The sequence below is a fragment of the Silvania confinis genome, from assembly GCF_025564085.1.
GTDB lineage: Bacteria > Pseudomonadota > Gammaproteobacteria > Enterobacterales > Enterobacteriaceae > Enterobacter > Enterobacter confinis.
Map to the genome: position 1 here is coordinate 565487 of NZ_JAMGZJ010000077.1, position 19526 is coordinate 585012.

A 19526-nucleotide genomic window follows, 5' to 3' on the forward strand; every position below is an offset into this window, starting at 1 on the left:
GCCAATCGGGGAGAAGAAAAATTGCGAGCGAACACACAAGAGAGCAAAAGAAACGCCTCTGGAATCAGAGGCGTTAACAGGATTAGCGCAGGCCGAGCTGGAAAATCAGGGATTCTGCTTCGCAGGAGAACGCGAAGTCGATATCCAGGCGAACGCCGCCGTCGACTTCGGTGAAGGTCGAGGTGATCTCGCACGGTTCCGACTCGACGCCACGCGCCTTCGCGGTCAGTGCGGCCAGCGTCTCTTCTGCTTCTGCACGGTTAGCGAACTCACGGCTGTAAGAGGCGGTGCAATCGGTATTGTCCACGATGGTACCCACATCCATACAGCAGCAAACCGGGGTTTCATCAGCACTGCATTTACTCATAGTAGATTTCCTCTGTAGTCGCGCTCGGCGCGAGATAAACACAATGCTGATATTTTACGCGCCGACCGGAGGTGGCTCCAGTCGTTAATGACGTAAAAAGAGGTAAGTGAGTAATATCACGCTTAAAAATGATCTAAAACAAAAATCACCCATCCGCATGACCCAATCTGGTCACAATTTTGCCAGCCAGATCCCGTTTCGATAAACAGATTAGAAAAAATTAATAAACATACTTGCAACATTCCATCTGGTCAGACCTATACTCTCGCCACTGGTCTGATTTCTAAGTGTTACAACAGACCCTACACTTCGCGCTCCTGTTACTCGATGTAACAAAGATTGAACAAAAATAACTCAATGAGGTTATGGTCATGAGCCAAAAAACCCTGTTTAACAAAACTGCGCTGGCAGTCGCAGTGGCAATCGTCTCCACCTCCGCCTGGTCCGCGGGTTTTCAGCTTAATGAGTTCTCTTCCTCTGGGCTGGGCCGTGCCTACTCCGGGGAAGGCGCTATGGCTGATGACGCAGGGAACGCAAGCCGTAACCCAGCACTGATCACCATGTTTGACCGTCCGACCTTCTCTGGCGGTGCCGTCTTTATCGATCCGGGTGTGGATGTTTCCGGCAGATCACAGTTCAGCGGTCGCAGCCTGGATGCCAATAACATCGCGCCAACCGCCTGGGTACCGAACCTGCACTTTGTTGCACCGGTCAACGAACAGTTTGGTTGGGGGGCGTCTGTTACCTCTAACTACGGCCTGGCAACCGAATTCAATACCAATTACCCCGCTGGCGAATACGCCGGTAAAACCGACCTGACCACCGTTAACCTCAACCTGAGCGGCGCCTATCGTCTGAACGAAAACTTTAGCTTCGGCCTGGGTGTTAACGCGGTTTATGCCGATGCGAAAATTGAGCGTTACTCCGGTGAACTCACCGGACCACTGCCGAAAACCAGCAACAAAATCGCCAGCCTGAAAGGTGACGAATGGGGCTTTGGCTGGAACGCGGGTATTTTGTATGAAGTGGATAAAAATAACCGCTACGGCTTAACCTATCGTTCAGAAGTCAAAATTGATTTCGACGGCGATTATAAAAGCGGCCTCGTGACCGCAGTAAACGCCCGACCTGGTGCGGGTGTCTCCGTACCGTGGGGAACATCAGGCCAGACCATCCCAGGTGCGCTGACGCTGAATCTGCCTGAAATGTGGGAGATCTCCGGTTATAACCGCATTGCGCCACAGTGGGCTATCCACTACAGCATGGCGTACACCAGCTGGAGTCAGTTCCAGGAGCTGAAAGCCACGGGTAACAATGGCCAGACGCTGTTCTATAAAGAAGAGAGTTTCCATGACGCGTACCGTATCGCGCTGGGTACGACTTACTATATGGATGATAACTGGACGTTCCGTACCGGTATCGCGTTTGATGACAGCCCGGTCCCGGCTGACAACCGCTCGATCTCCATCCCGGACCAGGATCGCTTCTGGCTGAGCGCCGGTACCACTTACGCGTTTAACAAAGATGCGTCTGTGGACGTGGGTGTGTCTTACATGCACGGTCAGAAAGTCACCTTCAACGAAGGTCCGTATGAATTCACGTCAGAAGGTAAAGCCTGGCTTTACGGCATGAACTTCAACTACGCGTTCTGATAACGTCGTAATATGAAAAAGGTGAGCGCGATGCTCACCTTTTTTTATTTATTCCGCATCAATCTCGGAAAGATTATTCTCGATCGCTTTCGCGTTCGGGTTTTCTTCCGGTTTCAACTTACCGCCGTTGGCAATAAAGTCGTGGTTTTGGAAGTAGGCTTCACGTACCAGGATGTACGGATCGGAAGACTGACGCAGCAGGCCGTCGGAATCCAACAGCTGCGCACGCGATTCGACCCCTTCCAGCGTCCATTTACCCACAGAGAGCGGCCAGGTCAGCCATGACAGTACCGGGTAAAGGGTATCGACCATATCGCCGCCGTCGTCACGCACGGTGAAGCTGCCATAGAACGGCAGATGCACATACGGGCCGTAACCCACATTGTAATGACCCAGCGTACTGCCGAAGCGGTGAGGCTGTTCGCGCTGCAGCTTCGGATTCGCCATTCCGGCCACGTCAATAAAGCCGCCCATCCCCAACAGGGTATTCAGGAAGAAGCGCGTAAAATGCACCATCCCCTGATAGGGATCGCCCTGCAGGAATAAGTTGGCCATCACCGCCGGCTCTTCGAGGTTGCTGGTGAAGTTGCTCAAACCGTTACGGGCTGGCTGGGGAACATAATCACGCCATGCAACCGCAACCGGCCGCACCAGATAGGGATCCAGCACGTTATAGTTGAAGTTATACATGGAGCGGTTAAATCCTTCTAAAGGATCGGAGCGCCCCTGTTGCTCGCCGGAGCTGGCACAGCCCACAAGCAATGTGGTGCCCAGCGCAAGCGCCGACAGCCGAAGTTTCATATCTTTCTCCCTGTTAAGTATGGCTCTCTTCAAAAGCCATCCGTAACGGAGCTTTTTCGCTCCGCCTGTAAACATGCAAGTGATTGTATCAGCACGTTTACTGATGTTCACGAACACAATCGCGGGCCGCGTTCACCGCTTTTATGATCTCAGAATAGCCTGGCTTACCGTTTTCGGTTGGCCGGCTATTTTATACGCGCTTTGTAACAGATGTATCGCCATTGTTGCCTTATGCAGAATTTAAGAGCATCCCCAAGGGAGACGGGATAAAAACCGCTACGCTTAAGGATATCTGACCCCTGTGGAATACCGAAATGGACGAACTAAAAGAAGAGAAGATCGATCAGCACACCGAAGAACTGGAAGTCGAAAGCGAAGAGAAACGCCGGGGCAAGAAAATTGAAGTGGATGAGGACCGCCTTCCCTCACGCGCCATGGCAATTCATGAACATATTCGCCAGGATGGCGAGAAAGAGCTGGAACGCGATGCGATGGCGTTGTTCTGGTCAGCCATTGCCGCCGGGTTATCGATGAGTGCCTCCCTGCTGGCGAAAGGGATTTTTCACGTCCAGTTTGAAGGCATCCCTGGCGGACTGGTGCTGGAGAATCTGGGCTATACGTTTGGCTTTGTGATCGTGATTATGGCGCGCCAGCAGCTGTTCACCGAGAACACCGTCACCGCCGTGCTGCCAGTGATGCAGAGCCCGACATGGGGCAATTTTGGCCTGCTGATGCGTCTGTGGGGCGTGGTGTTGCTGGGTAATATTATCGGCACGGGCGTTGCGGCGTGGGCATTTGAGTATATGCCTATCTTTGATGAACCGACCCGCGATGCGTTTGTGAAGATCGGGATGGGGGTAATGGAGAACAGCCCGTCAGAGATGTTCTCAAACGCCATCATCTCCGGCTGGATCGTCGCCACCATGGTGTGGATGTTCCCGTCCGCCGGTTCAGCAAAAATCGTGGTCATCATTTTAATGACCTGGCTTATCGCGCTGGCCGATACCACCCATATTGTGGTGGGAACCGTAGAAATTTTATATCTGGTGTTTAACGGCACCCTGCACTGGAGCGAGTTCTTCTGGCCGTTCGCAATCCCCACTCTGGCAGGCAACATCTGCGGCGGGACCTTTATTTTTGCCCTGCTCAGCCACGCGCAGATCCGCAACGACATGTCGAACAAGCGCAAGGCCGAGATGAAAGCGAATGAGCAGGCTCGACTCAAGCAGGAAAAAGACGAGAAAAAAGCGGACTGAATGGCGACTCTTTAAGCAGTCAGGCGGCGATGCGCTTAACGCACTGTATAAATGGCGTTATACTCGTGCCGCTTCGTCCCCTTAGTTAAATGGATATAACGAGCCCCTCCTAAGGGCTAGTTGCAGGTTCGATTCCTGCAGGGGACACCATTTACTCGGATGCGTTCTGTTTTATTTCAGCATAGCGCGCTGCCAATTGTTTTAGATGCATCTCCAGTTGAGCCCTGGCGGCAGCAGGTAATGGTTCTCCAGCCGGGTTTTCTGACAACACTCGCAGTTGTTCTTCAGCCGGTTTGGATTGATTAAATGACTGAATGGTGGAAAAAACCACTGATTTCAGCTCACTGACCGTCATGTATTGTCCCTTCTTTTCATCCAAACCGTTCAGCCGGTTGCTCAGTTTCTGTAGCGTCATCATTCCCTGATACCAGCCATACAGCTGCTCCGTGGGTAAAGCGGTAGCATTGAGTTGTTGCTGCCATTGTTGTATCAGGGGTTTTGCCTGCTCCGGCCACAGTATCTGCGCCTGTTTGATGAGCTGCCGACTCAACGCAATATTCCAGTCAGGCGGCAATTTATCCAGTCGGGCAAGCTGTTGTTGCGTTTGCGTGATGCCTGATTTTGGTAACGGAGAGTGCTGCTGCAGCCTATCCAGTTGCTCAGGCGCAGGCGTTACAGGTAAAGGCGCGAGGGATGCCGCAAGCCTGGCCTGCAGGGGATCTGGCCGGTGAAGATATTGCCAGCTCCACATTGCAGCCTCGCTTATCACCAACATGGTAAACATCCCGGCAAAGAAGGGTTTCCACTTTTTAACCGTGCTGCCTGACCTGTCTTCAGGTGAACTGGCAGCAGCGACTTTCGTGGATGTTGCTGCACCATTTATAACGCTGGCCGGCAACACAATCTCAGACGGAATGGTCGGCACAGTGCGGGTTGTACTATCGCTGTTTTCCAGCCGGACGGCATTGGTGTGAATAAGCGTACGCAGGGTATCAAGCTTGCTGAGATGTTTAAGCTCCATACGCTGCAGTACAACTTCAAGGCTGACAAGCAATTGCTCCGCCCGATACAGCTGGCTAAGGTCACTGTAATTTAGCGCGAGCGAACGCATCCGTTGCTGCAGACGCTGACTCAGACTGTTGAGGATTTCCATGCGGGCATGGACTGGCTGCGGCCACAGCGCCCCCCAATGATGGCTTATCAGGGCCTCGAGTATCGCCAGACCTTCATTGAGCCCGCCCAACCCGCCCAGTTGCGTCCGTGTCAGCGTATACCAGGCCGCTGTCTGTAGCTCCACACCGTTCTGCTCAAACAGTGAGAGACACTGTTTTTCAACATATTGCCAGTCCACATCCGGACGTGCCGGATGTGTCAATTTACTCAGTTCATCACGCAGGCTGGCATAATCCGCTAGCGTGCGTGGGTCGCCACCGATTTTGATTTTACGTGAGGTAATGTCATTCATGACCCGTTATCTCTTTGGTAGTGGTGTACCGGCAGCGCGTGCCCTTTTCACCGATTGGTCGCGAGTTCACCTCGAAGCCTTTGACAATACGCATCTGCTCTTTCATCTCGCGCCAGTCAGGGGTGAATGCCACCACCGACATCGACGGAATGGTACGCATGTAATGCGGCCACAGCAGGCTAACCAGCCCTTCGGTCAGCTCCGGAAGGTCGTCGTCAAGTTTCTGACGCAGGCGCCCCATCAGGAAGGCAAAGCCTTCGAACAGACGTTCCACGTACGGGTCGCGCGCGCCCGCTTTATCAAGATTGAGCATTGCCGCCTGCTCGGGGTGAGCACGGGCAAACTCTTCACCGGCTTCCAGCAGGTAGCGCATTTCAGCGTCGTAATAACGCAGGGTTAAGTCATCCATAAAAACCTGAATATATGTGTTGTAAAGGTATGGCAGGCGTTATTACCCGCAAAGCACCGCACTGCTGGCCGGATCGAGCGCAATCAGACCGGACAGAAGCAAATCCATCTCGGGCTGAAGCCGTGATTTATCGGTTTCACTGCGTGTGGCTTTGATGCGCAGTAACCTGAGGCGGCGTGATTTGACTTCAAATAACAGCGCCGGTGTCCATTGTGTGAGGGTGATGGACTGTGCGGCACTGTCGAGCTCACCCAGTAGATGCAGGGCCAGCTCATTCTTGCCCTTCTGCTCGGCCACACGGGCCATCAGCAAACGCAGCAACCATTTGTCTTTTGTGGAGTCGGTGCCTGGGCGAGTCTGCAGCCAGTAGAGTGTGGCATCCAGACCGTCAGTGTCCGCTTTCTCCAGCGCTTCCGGCTCGAGAGTCAGGATATCGTTATCCGTCCCACTGACAACACTGACCGACTCATCGCGCCAGCCGGACATATCGTCCAGCGGGCGTCCGCGGCGCAATTTACGCAGCGCGGTGTATTTTTCGCGGTCAGGTTCCGATGTCAGGCTGCCGCCGTAAATCAGAACGGTACGGTTGCCTTCGAGCCATTGGTTTTCCTGCAGGCCAGGTACCAGTTGTTCTATTGCCGCTTCATCACCAGTGATTAACAGCAGACGTGTTTTACGCCGCCAGAAGAGGGGGTAGCGACGGCGAAGGTGGGCTTTGAGCATGGCGATTTCGGTCTGAGTTGCGTTTTCATTTTTCTTTTCAGACTTAACCTTCGTGTTTTTCCCGGCTGCTGCGGCCTTAACAGTCTTATAATCCTTCTCACCAAATAAACGGGTGACAATAAAAAAGAGAAGAATGAATAACAACAGACCGCAGGTAAACAATACGCAGATGAATAACAAATATTCCTGCCGCGGAGAGCCGTCCGTAACGCCCAGTATATCGGGCGAGAATTTCAGCAACCAAAATAACATCGACCCTGCCACCAAAAATAACAGCAGAACCACCCATAGCTGGAATGTAGTATTTTTAAATATTGTAAAAAAACGCGTCACTTCGGTGCACTCCGAACAGGAAGCTGATGGTAGTTTTATCAGTTAAGGAAAATCAGACACCGGAAAAAATTTACCGATTCACAGGTAATGAATAATTGAGAGTTTATTTCGCCGCAGGGCAAATAGTCATAAACCAGGGGGGGGTGTTGTCACCGGGAACACACATGACAACCTGCGGTGATGCAGACTGTCCTGCCTGCTCAGCAGCGACAGCCATTGCCAGCCAGGGTGAAACACACCCAGTCAGGCCGGTTTTTAAATCGATATCGCACGGCTGCCCAGCTGCAGGGAAACGAACGCCTGCTCCCGATAGCAAAGATGTGGCTTCATTGCTGACTCCCGTGCCCGTCAGCCAGACATGTTTAATCTCTTCGGGGGTAGTTTTTCCCCAGTCAACTGCCTGCAAAAGTGCACGATTAAAGCTCTGCGCACCCTTCACTTGTTCGGGCCGGTGGATCTCAGCCACGATGTCACGAGCGGCTTCTGGTGTATCAGATGCGCTCATCAGTAACGCAACTGCCGCCTCCCCGATACCATCGGTCATTTTATCCGAGAGATTCAAGGCGATGACCAGTAAGTGCTGCATCATCTCCGGTTGATCCAGCCAGGCATCGACGACCTGCAATCCTTCTCCAGGGACAAAAGTCATATTGAAGGGGAAACCTGGACATCCCTTCACAAATTCTTGCAATACGCGGCGTTCTTCTGGTGAAACGGATATATCCGGGCTGAACTGAAACAACACCGACAGGGAAGCCTTCTGAGGGAGACGCTGAAATGCACTCTGTAACGAAGCCTCTGTCAGCAACAAATGTATCCGTTCTTTCACTCTGTCCTGCACAGGCATTGCGACATCGCTGAAACTGGCCTGATGAATAAGAATTTCGCCCGTTTCATCAACCTGTGACGGCAGCGTAATACCGTCAGGCATCAGCAGTTGCTGTGAAACGGACTCAGCCGAAATAACATGTGGCAGGTGAACAACCTGCCCCAGCATGGCGAGACTACGTTGGCCGTTGTGAATATCCTGGGCAAGGTCCCACTCCCTGGCCCTGTCCCAGCCATCAGCGAGCCATTCACCAGCAAGGTAAACCAGCCAGCGAAGTGCGACAATAATGCCCCCGACCGCCATCGGAAATCCCAGAAAGCAGAACCAGAACGTAGCTGTAAGGGTGGGTGCACCAACTGGCCAAAAATAGACTGTAACAAAGCCGCCGATCGCGATAAGGACAATCAGAAGTACCAGCCAGCGTTCAAAGGAGGGTGCTGCCCGCCGCTTTGCAGGGCCGGGAATGCAGGAGAGGTCAACAGGCATCATTTACTCGTGGTTGCGTTACCTAAAGAAGTGATCAGAGTGCATCCACAGGTACATTTGTATCCGTGAAACGCAACTGGTAGGCCATTATCCTTAATTGTCGGATGCCCTTCGGCGATAAAAGAGGGGCTGTGACCTAAGATTGGGCAAATGACCGGGTCGTCTTTACGAGCCACACCAATGCCAGCAAATTTCATTTTTTTTGAGCCGTCAATAACCTGACCGCCGCCGGTGGTTTTATCACCGATACGAATGATACCTTTCATCTTGCTTCCCTGTGATGAGTGGATGGTTTCTTGAAAAGATTTCGCCAAGGATGTTTTGGATTACGAGTAGCATCAACCAGATAAGGATCATCTTTATCAATCTGGCACTGTGACTCAATATTTTCAGGCCAGACGGGTACCCTGCTTGTCACCATAGCCAGATAGCGCGGAATACTGAAAATAAACGCCAGCACAAACAGGAATGGAAACAGAAATAACGGCGCACCGTTAAATCCTGATAGTAAACAGAGCAGACCAAAGCGATAACCTTCACGCTTTTTAGCTATGGGGAGACAAAAATCAACCACGCCAATCACTGACTCAGGCCCCTCTTCCATATAGCGGCGGACAAACTCCCAGTGCCTTTCAAGTTGTTTTCTGTCTGAATGCGTGGCGGGCAGACAGAAGGTGTCAATCACGGTTTCATTATCATCTGCCAGCACATGCCCGCTAATGTAATAGTCTTTATTGGAGTCTTTTCTGTGGCTTAACCCGGAAGTGAAAAATACCCTATCCCAGGGAACGCTGTAGGTTGAACCATTCAGTCTGAAAACATGCACCAGCCTGTTTTTTCTGTCAAAACGAACGGGGTAGTGTGTCCATGCAAACCATTCAGTTTTAAGGACTTTGAATGTCATTATTATTGTTGGAATACAAATCACACTCATCGATAGAAACATTTTTTCACTGGTAGAAAATTTCCAGTCAATATAAGGAACACTTCTTACCAGCACGTTAAAATAAAGCAGTGAAAAGCAAAAAAAACCGAATGCAGCGACAAATCCACCGAAACCCTTCGCTGAGAAATATTTATCAACCAGCTCAAGATAATGGGAATTAAGTGTTATCACTTTCATATCAGAAATTATGGATTGCCCATCGATCTCAGCTGTTTTTTGTTGCTTAAGCTGATACTTTAATTCTTCATCATTAAGAGATCGATTTAATTTAAACTTAGGAAAAAGACCGTAATAATCCATTTACCCCCTACCCTCCCAACGTCATCTTAATTTCGTCCATTTCTATGACACCTTTCATCTTTATTCCCTGTTATTTGTTGATGATTTCCTGAAAAGATTTCGCCATGGATGTTTTGGATTACGAGAAGCATCAACCAGATAAGGATCATCTTTATCAACCTGACACTGCAACTCAATACTCTCAGGCCAGACGGGTACCCTGCTTGTCACCATGGCCAGATAGCGCGGAATGCTAAAAATAAACGCCAGCACAAACAGGAACGGAAAAAAAATAATGGCGCACCGTTAAACCCTGATAATAAATAGAGCAGACTAGAGCGATAACCTTCACGCTTTTTAGCTATGGGCAGACAAAAATCAACCACACCAATTACTGACTCAGGCCCTTCTTCCATATAGCGGCGGACAAACTCCCAGTGCCTTTCAAGTTGTTTTCTGTCTGAATGCGTGGCGGGCAGACAGAAGGTGTCAATCACGGTTTCGCCATCATCTGCCAGCACATGTCCGCTGATGTAATAGTCTTTATTGGCATCTTTTCTGTGGCTTAACCCGGAAGTGAAAAATACGCTATTCCAGGGAACACTGTAGGTTGAACCATTCAGTCTGAAAACATGCACCAGCCTGTTTTTTCTGTCAAAACGAACGGGGTAGTGTGTCCAGGCAAACCATTCAGTTTTTAGAACTTTAAATGTCATAATTATGCTCGGAATACAAAGTAAGCTCATCGACAAAAGCATTTTTTCACTGCCCGAAATCGTCCACCTTAGATAAGGAACTGTGCCAATAAGTACTGTCAAGTACAACAGTGAAAATCCAAAAAAACTAACTACACCGATCAGACTAAGAAACCCTTTCACTGAGAAATACTTATCCACCAGCTCAAGGTAATGAGAGTTCACAGAGATAATTTTAGCATCAGGCACTATTGACTGGCCATTAAGCTCAGTAACACTCGTTTGTTTTAACTGACATTCTCTTTCAACATCATTAAGAGAACGATTAAGTTTAAACTTAGGTAGAAGCCCGTAATAATCCATTTTATCCTTCCACTCCCAGAGCTAACTTAAGTTCATCCATTTCAATGACACCTTTCATCTTGATTCCCTATGATGAGTGGATGGTTTCTTGAAGAGATTTCGCCATGGATGTTTTGGATTACGAGAAGCATCAACCAGATAGGGATCATCTTTGTCAACCTGACACTGCAACTCAATACTCTCAGGCCAGACGGGCACTCTGCTTGTCACCATGGCCAGATAGCGCGGAATGCTGAAAATAAACGCCAGCACAAACAGGAACGGAAACAGAAATAACGGCGCACCGTTAAACCCTGATAATAAACAGAGCAGACCAAAGCGATAACCTTCACGCTTTTTAGCTATGGGAAGACAAAAATCAACCACGCCAACCACTGAATCAGGCCCCTCTTCCATATAGCGGCGGACAAACTCCCAGTGCCTTTCAAGTTGTTTTCTGTCTGAATGCGTGGCGGGCAGACAGAAGGTGTCAATCACGGTTTCGCCATCATCTGCCAGCACATGCCCGCTGATGTAATAGTCTTTATTGGCATCTTTTCTGTGGTTCAACCCGGAAGTGAAAAATACGCTATCCCAGGGAACGCTGTAGGTTGAACCATTTAATCGGGAAACATGTACTAGCCTATTTTTCCTGTCAAAACGAACGGGGTAGTGTGTCCAGGCAAACCATTCTGATTTTAATAAAATTAACATCCAAATTGCCATTAGACAACTTGGAATAAAAACAATTAAAAAAAATACAACATCATTAAGAGAGATGTAATTCGAATCAAAAAAACAAAAAAAAGTCACTAATGTTATAACAAATAACATACTTGAAAATCCAAAAAAAGCAACCAGACTCCCTAATCCTTTCGAAGAGTAATATTTATCGACCATTTCAAGGAAATTAGAATTCATTGAAATAACTTTAGCATCCGGCATAATTGATTGGCAATTTATGACATCACCATTATTTAACTGGTATTTTATTTCAGCTTCATTAAGCGGGCGATTTAGCTTAAACTTTGGAAAAAGTCCGTAATAGTCCATGTTACCCCTCAACATCCAACGCTAGTTTAAGTTCATCCATTTCCATTTTCATGGTTGGCCATATAGGGAGATCAATCGCCTCTCTAGCCTTGTATTTTTCCTGTTCTTTTTTGAGGCCAACTGTATCTACAGGTATTCTACGCCATAAGCATTGGACCAACCATTTTTGAATATTATCGCGATTCTGAAACGCCAGATAAATAGCTGTACCTATTAAAATCGTAACTGCGATTAGAGTACCTAACACAGGTATAGCCCAAATAACAGCAATAGTAAGCCACAACCCTGCTAATCCTGAAAAAAAATATGCAGCGGCAAGCCCACGATGGCCTTTATATATTTCATCCCCAAAGTGATAAAAATCATACCCCATAGCAATCACCCCAGCCACTACCCCTAATGCTTTCCCCGCATAGCCAACCCATCGAAGAAAGGTTTCAGAACTGAAAACTCGTAGCCTTGATGCAGCACTGGTAAATAGCCTAAATTGTTTTATACCCGTTTCAATGATGCCTAATGTAGTGCTTCCAAGGCCAATAACCCCTGCCCAAAATCGGGAGTGCGCTTCTTTTTGATCGGCAGTCAGTGTTTTTTTATTGTGGATATCAGCAGAAATAAAAAGTGCAGCAACCTGAAGTACTCCAGAAAATACGCCCAATGTAAACGGCATTGCCTCCCCGACTTTTCTGACTCCGCGCTGGACTGCGCCTTGCCAGCGGCTGAATTGCTGTGCTTCAACATCAGCCGACGTTCGGAGTAATTTACTCACTGCAATCGTGCGCTCTTTAGGTGGCAATGCTGCCATCTCGTGAACTTTGTCGATATCAACCATAACCAGAAATTTTTTTGTTTCCTCAGCTTCTATTGGTAATCCGTCAACCCTGAGTCGTCTCAGTTCTCGCCTGACATGATGCCGTAAGCTGTCTTTATTTGCTTTGCTATCAAGTCCACTTTCTTTAGCCAGCTGGGTAACAACTTCAGAAACAAATTCTTTATATTTACCTGTTTTTTCTAAAGGAACCAAGGCCCTATCTGTCATTGCTCCCATGGCGACTAAACAACCATATACTTTGTTTGACTCCAGTGCCTGAGTAATTTTTCTGGTCAGGATTCCTGAGAGCAATCCGATGAATATTCCCGCCACACCGGCTGCATTATCACGCATTTTTTCGATGCCATCTTTGTACGCATCGGCTATCCCATTCCAGGGAATAGTAAACCAGTCTGAAAAACCCTCAGTTGCTTCAACTAACTTTTCAGCCAAAACATCCTGATTCAATATAAGCGCCCGAGCTAATATGTTCGTTACATCTGTCGGTGTACCCGATAGTAACTCGTTGAAGTGTCGGGACACTCCAACCTTATCCTGCATGCCAGCAATGCAGTAATTAAGCGTCTGGATATATTCAATACCACTTTTTAAATCTTTGGCATCAAAATTATGCTTAAAATACCCCAACAATACGCTGCCCTTTATCCAATCCAGATACATTTCAGTACGCGGACTAACGATACTTTCGTTATACTTTTTTAGAATTTGATTAAATTTCTTCTGAAAGCCTGTCACTTTTGAAGGATCATAATATTGCTCATACTCTGCCCACTTGCTGACTGCTTCAGGTTTCATTTTTCGATCGTTGATCGGGGCATACATATTATTATCTGGTACATCACTGTTGCCAGCATATCCAAATGGCCCATAAAGGGCATTCCGCTCTTGACTTTCGCTTTTTTCAATATAATCACGCTCAAACTGACGAATCATAGACTCTTTCAAACCTGTGATCGCAGATGCCAAAGCCAGTTCTCGTTGATAATCCTTTTTCTGGTAAACTTTCCCTTGTAATTCATAATCAATAATAGCGGATAAATCCTGTAATACCGCGGGAGGGTCCTGCAATACAACAATGGCACCTTTATGGGGATACAGTTTATTCGCAGTTTGTTGAATCATCGACCCTTCAAATATTGTGGCCAATTTCCATGGAGATCTTGACCACTTGGTCGCGTTGCTGCTTTTGCCTTTACTACTATACTCAGCGACAGTTTCCGTCAGTGCTGATATATCAACAACCTGTTCTGCCTTGCCCGTTTTAATCCATGCATCCATATCAAAGCGTTGCATATACTGGCTGCGATAAGTCGCATCTTCATGCCTTTTCCGCACCGCCGGGGTCCATTCTACTTCCGACCAACTTAACCAGAACACTCCGTTTTTCATACCTGCCGGTTTTACCGGGAGCGTAATCAGTGATGCACTCGCTAACTCTTCTGGCTGAGTAATACACGGTTTCACCTTTCCATTCACAATATCAAGTGGAACATCACCGTTTTGTGGCAATGGATAATAATACCCCTCACTTGTCGCAAAGTAATTTACCCAGCGTTTCCCGGACTCAGCCTAAATATAGAGAAAGCCCTCACGCAGCAAACGCCCTGTCCACGCCGTTTCGCCCTGTGCTTTTACTGGTACTTTTATATTGTCTGACAGATGGGGGAGCGTATCCTCACTTGCAACGATAGCCGGGCGAATAGGCAAAACAGGCAACCCATGACGAATACAGAATTTACAGCCTTTTTGTGTACTCATGTTAATTGTTCCATCCGGTATTATGGGATTGTGTTTAGGTCATATCAATCCAGTGATGTTCATCCCAGTGACTTGTCGCATCACGATAATAGTCGGGAGTCAGTCGGGCCAGATCCAGAAAGGCAACCATCTTTGGAGCCTTCCAGAATCCCTCACGCTGGGACAGTCCATGCAGCGCAAAGGCAATGCGATCTTCCTGAATAGATAATACGACGGAGCTCCACAATCGTGGGGCTCCCCATCTTCCCCCCCTCGCTGACAATCCCCCACGTCATACTTACCTTGCCGACCTTTCTCTCCGCTCACGCGGAATATCGCTGCGATTAGCACTTTCCAAACAGCGTTTTTAATGTATATTTATGCACGAATACCGCATATTGAATTACGCCACTGCCTTAACTCTCGTGTTTAACACCATGAAAACACCGCAATGACGCATATTTAACCAGGCAACAACTTCCGTTTCAGAAATGACTATGAATAAACAATCATCACAGCCCCGCGCCATTTATTACATCGTGGCACTGCAAATCTGGGAATACTTCAGCTTTTACGGCATGCGTGCCCTGCTGATCCTGTATCTCACCAATCAGCTCAAATTCGACGATACTCACGCCTACGCCCTGTTCAGCGCCTATTGTTCGCTGGTGTATGTCACCCCGATTCTGGGTGGCTACCTCGCCGACAAAGTACTCGGCAACCGCATGGCGGTGATGATCGGTGCCCTGCTGATGGCGCTTGGGCATCTGGTGCTGGGGGCCAGCGAGATCTCCCCGGCGTTCCTGTATCTGTCGCTGGCGATTATCGTCTGCGGTTACGGCCTGTTTAAATCCAACGTCAGTTGCCTGCTGGGTGAGCTGTATGCGACCGACGATCCGCGTCGCGACGGGGGCTTTTCGCTGCTGTACGCCGCGGGTAACGTCGGCTCTATCGTTGCCCCTATTGCCTGCGGCTATGTTCAGCAGGAGTACAGCTGGGCGATGGGCTTTGCGCTGGCGGCTATCGGCATGTTTGCCGGGTTGATTATCTTTATGTCCGGTAAGCGCCACTTCGCGCACACCACCGGGGTGAATAAAGAGCTGCTGTGCTCCACAAAGCTGATGATGCCTGTCTGGGCCTGGCTGTTAGTGCTGCTGATCACCGCCCCGATGCTGATCACGCTGTTGTTCTGGAAAGAGTGGGCGGTATACGCGCTGATTGCCGCCACCGTCGTTGGGCTGGCGGTGCTGTTAAGGATCTACCGTCAGGCCGAGACCCACGAGCAGCGCAAATCACTGCAGCTGATTGTGGTGATGACCTTCTTTAGCCTGCTGTTCTGGGCGTTCGCCCAGCAGGGCGGCAGCTCTATCAGCCTGTATATCGACCGTTTTGTTAACCGCGATGTGCTGGGGTATGCCGTACCCACCGCCATGTTCCAGTCGATTAACGCGTTTGCCGTCATGCTCTGCGGCATCGTACTGGCCTGGCTGGTAAAAGAGGGCGTCAGCGGCAACCGGACGGTCCGCCTGTGGGGTAAATTTGCCCTCGGGCTGGGTTTGATGAGTGCGGGCTTCTGCATTCTTACCTTAAGCGCGCACTGGTCTGCGGCGCACGGCCAATCCTCGATGCCGCTGATGGTGCTGGGTCTTGCGGTGATGGGCTTTGCAGAACTGTTTATTGATCCGGTGGCCATGTCGCAAATTACCCGTATTACCATCCCGGGCGTCACCGGCGTGCTGACGGGCATCTATATGCTGCTCTCCGGTGCGATTGCCAACTATCTCGCCGGTGTGATTGCCGACCAGACTTCGCAAGGGGAATTTGATGCCTCAGGGGCAATTAACTACAGCATCAATGCCTATATTGATGTCTTTAGTGCCATAACCTGGGGGGCATTAGCCTGTGTCGGCGCGGTGTTGGTCATCTGGCTCTACCAGACCCTCAAAGTCAGAGCGCGTGGAGTGACGGCTTAATTTGATGTTCCTGCCTTAAGGCCCAACAAAACGCTTCTGCCGTTATGTTGGGCCGCTTAACGCTTTACGCCCTCCCCTCATAACCTGCTTTATTTTTGCACGAAAAAACCCAACCCTTAAAAGCCCATTAACAGCGCTATTACACGGCAAACACAATCCCAAAACACATTAATGAAACAATATTTCAATTTATTGCAAATAGTATTTCTTTTGTGATTCAGCTATCAGATAGTCACTTACCGTGAGTGTTAACATGCTGCTGTATTAATTCTATAACGTTAATAAAAAAGCATTAAATGATGTATAGCATCCTCAAGGAAAAATCATGGATATCTTGTTAGGGTTGGTCAAAACGCCTGCGGTAATTATTGCTATCGTGGCGTTCCTGGGTTTACTTTTTCAAAAAACATCAATTTCCCGATTAATAACAGGCACGGCCCTTTCTTTTATTGGATTCACCATGATAAAAGTGGGCGGCAGCATTTTAATGAAAGTGCTTACCGCATTCAGTTCACTGTTCTCTAAAGCCTTTGATATTGTGGGCGTGGTACCAAGCAACGAAGCAATTATGGCGGCGACCATCGATAAACTGGGTGCAACCGCCGCATTAATCCTGTTGTTCTCAATGATTTTAAACATCATTCTGGCACGTCTGACGCGCTTCAAATTTATTTATCTGTCATTGCATCTGGTTTTATTTATGGCGTTTGCATTAACTGCCGTACTGATGCAATTTGGCTTCAGTAATTATGAAATGGTTATTATCTCGTCGCTACTGATCGGGACCTATATGGCGGTTTCTCCATGGGTGCTTAACCGCTTTAGCCGTCAAATTATCGGTTCAGATGAGTACGCTATTTCTCACGCGGCGATCTCTTCTTATATTATTGGTTCTTACATGGGGAAATGGTTCGGTAATAAAAGTACCGATACCGAACACCTGAATATCAGCAATAAGTTCGATTTTATCCGTGAACCTAACATTGCGACCCTGCTCACCATGCTGGTGCTGCTGCTGATTTCTTGCATTTTTGCGACGACACCGCAGGTTAAAGATGCCATGACCCTGGTATATGGCGCAGGTGCAGGTGATAAGAATGTGGTGATCTTTGTTCTTGAGCAGTCGGCGATTTTTGCCTGCGGCCTGTATCTTGCTAAAGCGGGCGTGAATCTGTTTACCGCTGAGATCGTGCCTGCCTTTAAAGGCTTTGCCCGTGTCTTTGCGCCGGGTGCGGTTCCTGCTGTTGACGTGATGGTGCTGTTTACTAAAGCGCCAAACGCCACGCTGATTGGCTTCCTGATTAGCTTCGTGGTTGAACTGGTCTGTATCCTGATCTTCCCGGTGCTTGGCCTGCCTATTATTGTTCCAGGGATCATGGCAAGCTTCATCACAGGCGGTGCGGCAGCCATCTTCGGCAACGCCACTGGCGGGTTCCGCGGCGCGGTTATTGCCAGCGGCATCAACGGGTTACTATTGTGTGTACTGCCAGCACTGACGCTGCCTATCTTCTCGCAACTTGGTGCGCACGGTGTAACCTTTGCCGACCCGGACTTCACTATCCCGTCGCTGATTCTGGACTATATCCTCAGACTCTTCAGCTAATCTGAACCAGCACAACCTCAACCCGGCCTCAGCTTTCTGATGCCGGGTTTTCGCTTTTCTGCACTCATGGCGCCTGCTCTGCCTGGCACAACCCCGCACAGAAAGGGTATAATCCCGGCTATCTTTTGACTGGCTTTCGAAACGAACATGACAAAACTCACATTGCAGGAACAGATGCTCAAAGCTGGCTTAGTCAGCAGTAAAAAAGTGGCAAAGGTGCAGCGCACCGCCAAGAAGTCACGCGTGCAGGCTCGCGAAGCCCGTGAGGCGGTAGAAGAGAATAAAAAAGCGCAGATTGAGCGCGATAAAGAACTGAGCGAGCAGCAAAAGCAGGCCAGCCTGGCGAAAGAGTATAAGGCTCAGATCAAGCAACTCATTGAGATGAACCGGGTTATAATCGCCAGAGGCGATATCGGTTTTAACTTCACCGATAACAATCTGATTAAAAAAATCTACGTCGATAAGCAGACGCAAACGCAACTGATCAACGGCCGTCTGGCCATCGCGCGTCTGGCGACTGAAGCTGGCCGCGAGAGCGAATACGCCGTCATCCCGGCGGTGGTCGCCAGCAAAATTGCCCAGCGTGATGCGAGCTATATCGTGTTGAGCAGCGAGTTGAGTCAGGAAGCGCAGGACGAAGACGATCCGTATGCCGATTTTGTCGTGCCGGATGATTTGATGTGGTAAGCCAGCAATTCAAGGGCTGATATCAGCCCTGTTTTACTGTGTTCCGTTATTGCGTCATGCTTAATATGGTGCGGATATTACGCGCACTGGTGGCGATAATATCAATCGCGCCGGTGCGTAACGCCCCCATAATCGACATCGCTTTGGTGTTTTCGGCGGCAATGGCGATGACACAGGGGATCTGCCGCAGCTCTTCTACGCTCAGCCCAATCACCCGGTCGTCCATCACCGTATTCACGTGCTTGCCCTGGGCATTAAAAAAGTCATAGCCCGCAATGTCCCCGGTGACGCCTTGATGCAGACTGGCATCGTTAATCTCCTGGGGGGTAAACCAACCCAGCTTCACCATATAGCTGTTTTCATTCATATCGCCAATCCCCACCAGCGCGATATCCGCTTTGCGCGCCCGGTCGAGGGTATCTTTGATCGTGCCGTTACGCATCAACGCCGCTTTCAACTCGGGGTTTTCCACATAGGCAGGCGCATACAGCGACTCGCTGCTGCCGCCAAACTTTTTCGCCAGCAGACGGCTGATATGATCGGCGTTGATCACATCTCCGGTGCGGTGCGTTCCACCAATGCCGCAGATAAAGCGACAATCTTTGCCCTGAATCGGGCTGGTATATTCGGCAACTGCCGCCACGTTACGCCCCTGGCCTACCGTCACCACCATATTCTCGCGCAGGTTATTGGCCAGATAGCTGGAGACCAGCGCGGCAACCTGACGACGCTGCTCATCCTCATCATTATGATCGAGCGCAATTAAGGCCCGGCTGATGGGAAAGCGTTCCTGCATCTGCTTTTCAAGCTGGGTGCTAAATACCGGATGGTAACGGACATTAATTTCAACGATGCCCTCTTCCTTCGCGCGCTTTAACAGACGTCCGATCTTAATGCGTGAATAGCCAAACCGGTTGGCGATCTCCTCCTGAGTGACTTCATCGCAGTAGTAGGCAATGGCTATCTCGGTGAGTAGTTCAAAATCCTGAGACTGACTGGACTTATCCATGCGAGGCGAATTCTCCATTAAGAGGAAGGGATAATGGGGCAAAGTGTAT

The 19526-nt window shown here is 49.2% G+C and carries 15 protein-coding genes, 1 tRNA gene and 3 pseudogenes; 6 read left to right on the forward strand and 13 right to left on the reverse strand.

The features are described from left to right. Positions 1 to 82 precede the first annotated feature (82 nt). The gene (locus tag M8013_RS16695) at positions 83 to 367 is read right to left on the reverse strand and encodes a YfcZ/YiiS family protein (RefSeq protein WP_271268913.1); all 285 of its coding nucleotides are present in this window, start codon (positions 365 to 367) and stop codon (positions 83 to 85) included. Between the two features lie 371 nt (positions 368 to 738). Here M8013_RS16695 and fadL point away from each other — a divergent pair, with 371 nt between their 5' ends. Then, positions 739 to 2019 carry a long-chain fatty acid transporter FadL gene (gene fadL / locus M8013_RS16700; protein ID WP_271268914.1) on the forward strand — a complete coding sequence of 427 codons (1281 nt, stop codon included), beginning with the start codon at positions 739 to 741 and terminating at the stop codon, positions 2017 to 2019. Positions 2020 to 2067: 48 nt separating this feature from the next. Here fadL and mlaA read toward each other — a convergent pair whose 3' ends face one another. Next, positions 2068 to 2820: a phospholipid-binding lipoprotein MlaA gene (gene mlaA, locus M8013_RS16705; RefSeq protein ID WP_271268915.1), complete on the reverse strand. Its 753-nt coding sequence runs from the start codon at positions 2818 to 2820 to the stop codon at positions 2068 to 2070. Between the two features lie 314 nt (positions 2821 to 3134). Here mlaA and M8013_RS16710 point away from each other — a divergent pair, with 314 nt between their 5' ends. Together M8013_RS16710 and M8013_RS16715 are read left to right on the forward strand one after the other, a co-directional pair. Continuing rightward, positions 3135 to 4076, forward strand: a complete 942-nt coding sequence (locus M8013_RS16710; RefSeq protein WP_271268916.1) for a formate/nitrite transporter family protein — start codon at positions 3135 to 3137, stop codon at positions 4074 to 4076. 75 nt (positions 4077 to 4151) lie between these two features. Next, a tRNA-Arg gene (locus M8013_RS16715) sits at positions 4152 to 4226 on the forward strand. A 1-nt stretch (position 4227) separates the two neighbouring features. Here M8013_RS16715 and M8013_RS16720 read toward each other — a convergent pair. From M8013_RS16720 to M8013_RS16770, 10 genes and pseudogenes are all read right to left on the reverse strand, one after another. After that, a complete protein-coding gene (locus M8013_RS16720) occupies positions 4228 to 5541 on the reverse strand; it encodes a VasL domain-containing protein (RefSeq protein ID WP_418939543.1) in 1314 nt (437 codons plus the stop codon). Between the two features lie 7 nt (positions 5542 to 5548). Continuing rightward, positions 5549 to 5950, reverse strand: a pseudogene (locus tag M8013_RS16725) (type VI secretion system baseplate subunit TssF); the annotation flags it as partial. A 42-nt stretch (positions 5951 to 5992) separates the two neighbouring features. Next, positions 5993 to 6445: pseudogene (locus M8013_RS16730) on the reverse strand (type VI secretion system domain-containing protein); the annotation flags it as partial. A 664-nt stretch (positions 6446 to 7109) separates the two neighbouring features. Continuing rightward, entirely contained in the window at positions 7110 to 8324 is a 1215-nt protein-coding gene (locus M8013_RS16735; protein WP_271268917.1) for a hypothetical protein, read from the reverse strand. Further along, positions 8321 to 8587, reverse strand: coding sequence for a PAAR domain-containing protein (locus tag M8013_RS16740; protein ID WP_271268918.1), 267 nt, complete (start codon positions 8585 to 8587; stop codon positions 8321 to 8323). Before M8013_RS16740 ends, M8013_RS16735 begins: the two co-directional genes overlap by 4 nt. Continuing rightward, complete coding sequence (locus M8013_RS16745; protein ID WP_271268919.1) at positions 8584 to 9567, reverse strand: DUF6708 domain-containing protein; 984 nt, start codon at positions 9565 to 9567, stop codon at positions 8584 to 8586. The genes M8013_RS16740 and M8013_RS16745 overlap by 4 nt, the downstream gene beginning before the upstream one ends. Positions 9568 to 9773: 206 nt before the next feature. After that, a complete protein-coding gene (locus tag M8013_RS16750; protein ID WP_271268920.1) occupies positions 9774 to 10604 on the reverse strand; it encodes a DUF6708 domain-containing protein in 831 nt (276 codons plus the stop codon). 54 nt (positions 10605 to 10658) lie between these two features. Beyond that, positions 10659 to 11636 carry a DUF6708 domain-containing protein gene (locus tag M8013_RS16755; RefSeq protein WP_271268921.1) on the reverse strand — a complete coding sequence of 326 codons (978 nt, stop codon included), beginning with the start codon at positions 11634 to 11636 and terminating at the stop codon, positions 10659 to 10661. A gap of 1 nt (position 11637) precedes the next feature. After that, positions 11638 to 14226, reverse strand: a pseudogene (locus tag M8013_RS16760) (T6SS effector BTH_I2691 family protein). A gap of 34 nt (positions 14227 to 14260) precedes the next feature. Further along, positions 14261 to 14452, reverse strand: coding sequence for a hypothetical protein (locus M8013_RS16770; protein WP_271268924.1), 192 nt, complete (start codon positions 14450 to 14452; stop codon positions 14261 to 14263). Between the two features lie 250 nt (positions 14453 to 14702). Between M8013_RS16770 and dtpD the strand changes: the two genes are divergently transcribed. The 3 genes from dtpD to M8013_RS16785 all read left to right on the forward strand — a co-directional run bounded on the left by dtpD (position 14703) and on the right by M8013_RS16785 (position 18468). Next, positions 14703 to 16178 carry a dipeptide permease DtpD gene (gene dtpD / locus M8013_RS16775; RefSeq protein ID WP_271268925.1) on the forward strand — a complete coding sequence of 492 codons (1476 nt, stop codon included), beginning with the start codon at positions 14703 to 14705 and terminating at the stop codon, positions 16176 to 16178. Between the two features lie 325 nt (positions 16179 to 16503). Beyond that, positions 16504 to 17781, forward strand: a complete 1278-nt coding sequence (locus M8013_RS16780; RefSeq protein ID WP_271268926.1) for a PTS ascorbate transporter subunit IIC — start codon at positions 16504 to 16506, stop codon at positions 17779 to 17781. A 147-nt stretch (positions 17782 to 17928) separates the two neighbouring features. Further along, positions 17929 to 18468, forward strand: coding sequence for a DUF2058 domain-containing protein (locus M8013_RS16785; protein ID WP_271268927.1), 540 nt, complete (start codon positions 17929 to 17931; stop codon positions 18466 to 18468). 46 nt (positions 18469 to 18514) lie between these two features. On the opposite strand, the gene M8013_RS16790 is transcribed toward M8013_RS16785, so the two are convergent. Then, positions 18515 to 19477 (reverse strand): sugar-binding transcriptional regulator, encoded by a 963-nt coding sequence (locus M8013_RS16790; RefSeq protein WP_271268928.1) that lies wholly within the window; start codon positions 19475 to 19477, stop codon positions 18515 to 18517. Between the last annotated feature and the right edge of the window lie 49 nt (positions 19478 to 19526).

Bases quoted from the DNA above. Each gene is read 5' to 3' on its own strand.
- M8013_RS16695 (WP_271268913.1), bottom strand. From the start codon at position 367: ATGAGTAAATGCAGTGCTGATGAAACCCCGGTTTGCTGCTGTATGGAT.
- fadL (WP_271268914.1), top strand. From the start codon at position 739: ATGAGCCAAAAAACCCTGTTTAACAAAACTGCGCTGGCAGTCGCAGTG.
- mlaA (WP_271268915.1), bottom strand. From the start codon at position 2,820: ATGAAACTTCGGCTGTCGGCGCTTGCGCTGGGCACCACATTGCTTGTG.
- M8013_RS16710 (WP_271268916.1), top strand. From the start codon at position 3,135: ATGGACGAACTAAAAGAAGAGAAGATCGATCAGCACACCGAAGAACTG.
- M8013_RS16720 (WP_418939543.1), bottom strand. From the start codon at position 5,541: ATGAATGACATTACCTCACGTAAAATCAAAATCGGTGGCGACCCACGC.
- M8013_RS16735 (WP_271268917.1), bottom strand. From the start codon at position 8,324: ATGATGCCTGTTGACCTCTCCTGCATTCCCGGCCCTGCAAAGCGGCGG.
- M8013_RS16740 (WP_271268918.1), bottom strand. From the start codon at position 8,587: ATGAAAGGTATCATTCGTATCGGTGATAAAACCACCGGCGGCGGTCAG.
- M8013_RS16745 (WP_271268919.1), bottom strand. From the start codon at position 9,567: ATGGATTATTACGGTCTTTTTCCTAAGTTTAAATTAAATCGATCTCTT.
- M8013_RS16750 (WP_271268920.1), bottom strand. From the start codon at position 10,604: ATGGATTATTACGGGCTTCTACCTAAGTTTAAACTTAATCGTTCTCTT.
- M8013_RS16755 (WP_271268921.1), bottom strand. From the start codon at position 11,636: ATGGACTATTACGGACTTTTTCCAAAGTTTAAGCTAAATCGCCCGCTT.
- dtpD (WP_271268925.1), top strand. From the start codon at position 14,703: ATGAATAAACAATCATCACAGCCCCGCGCCATTTATTACATCGTGGCA.
- M8013_RS16780 (WP_271268926.1), top strand. From the start codon at position 16,504: ATGGATATCTTGTTAGGGTTGGTCAAAACGCCTGCGGTAATTATTGCT.
- M8013_RS16785 (WP_271268927.1), top strand. From the start codon at position 17,929: ATGACAAAACTCACATTGCAGGAACAGATGCTCAAAGCTGGCTTAGTC.
- M8013_RS16790 (WP_271268928.1), bottom strand. From the start codon at position 19,477: ATGGATAAGTCCAGTCAGTCTCAGGATTTTGAACTACTCACCGAGATA.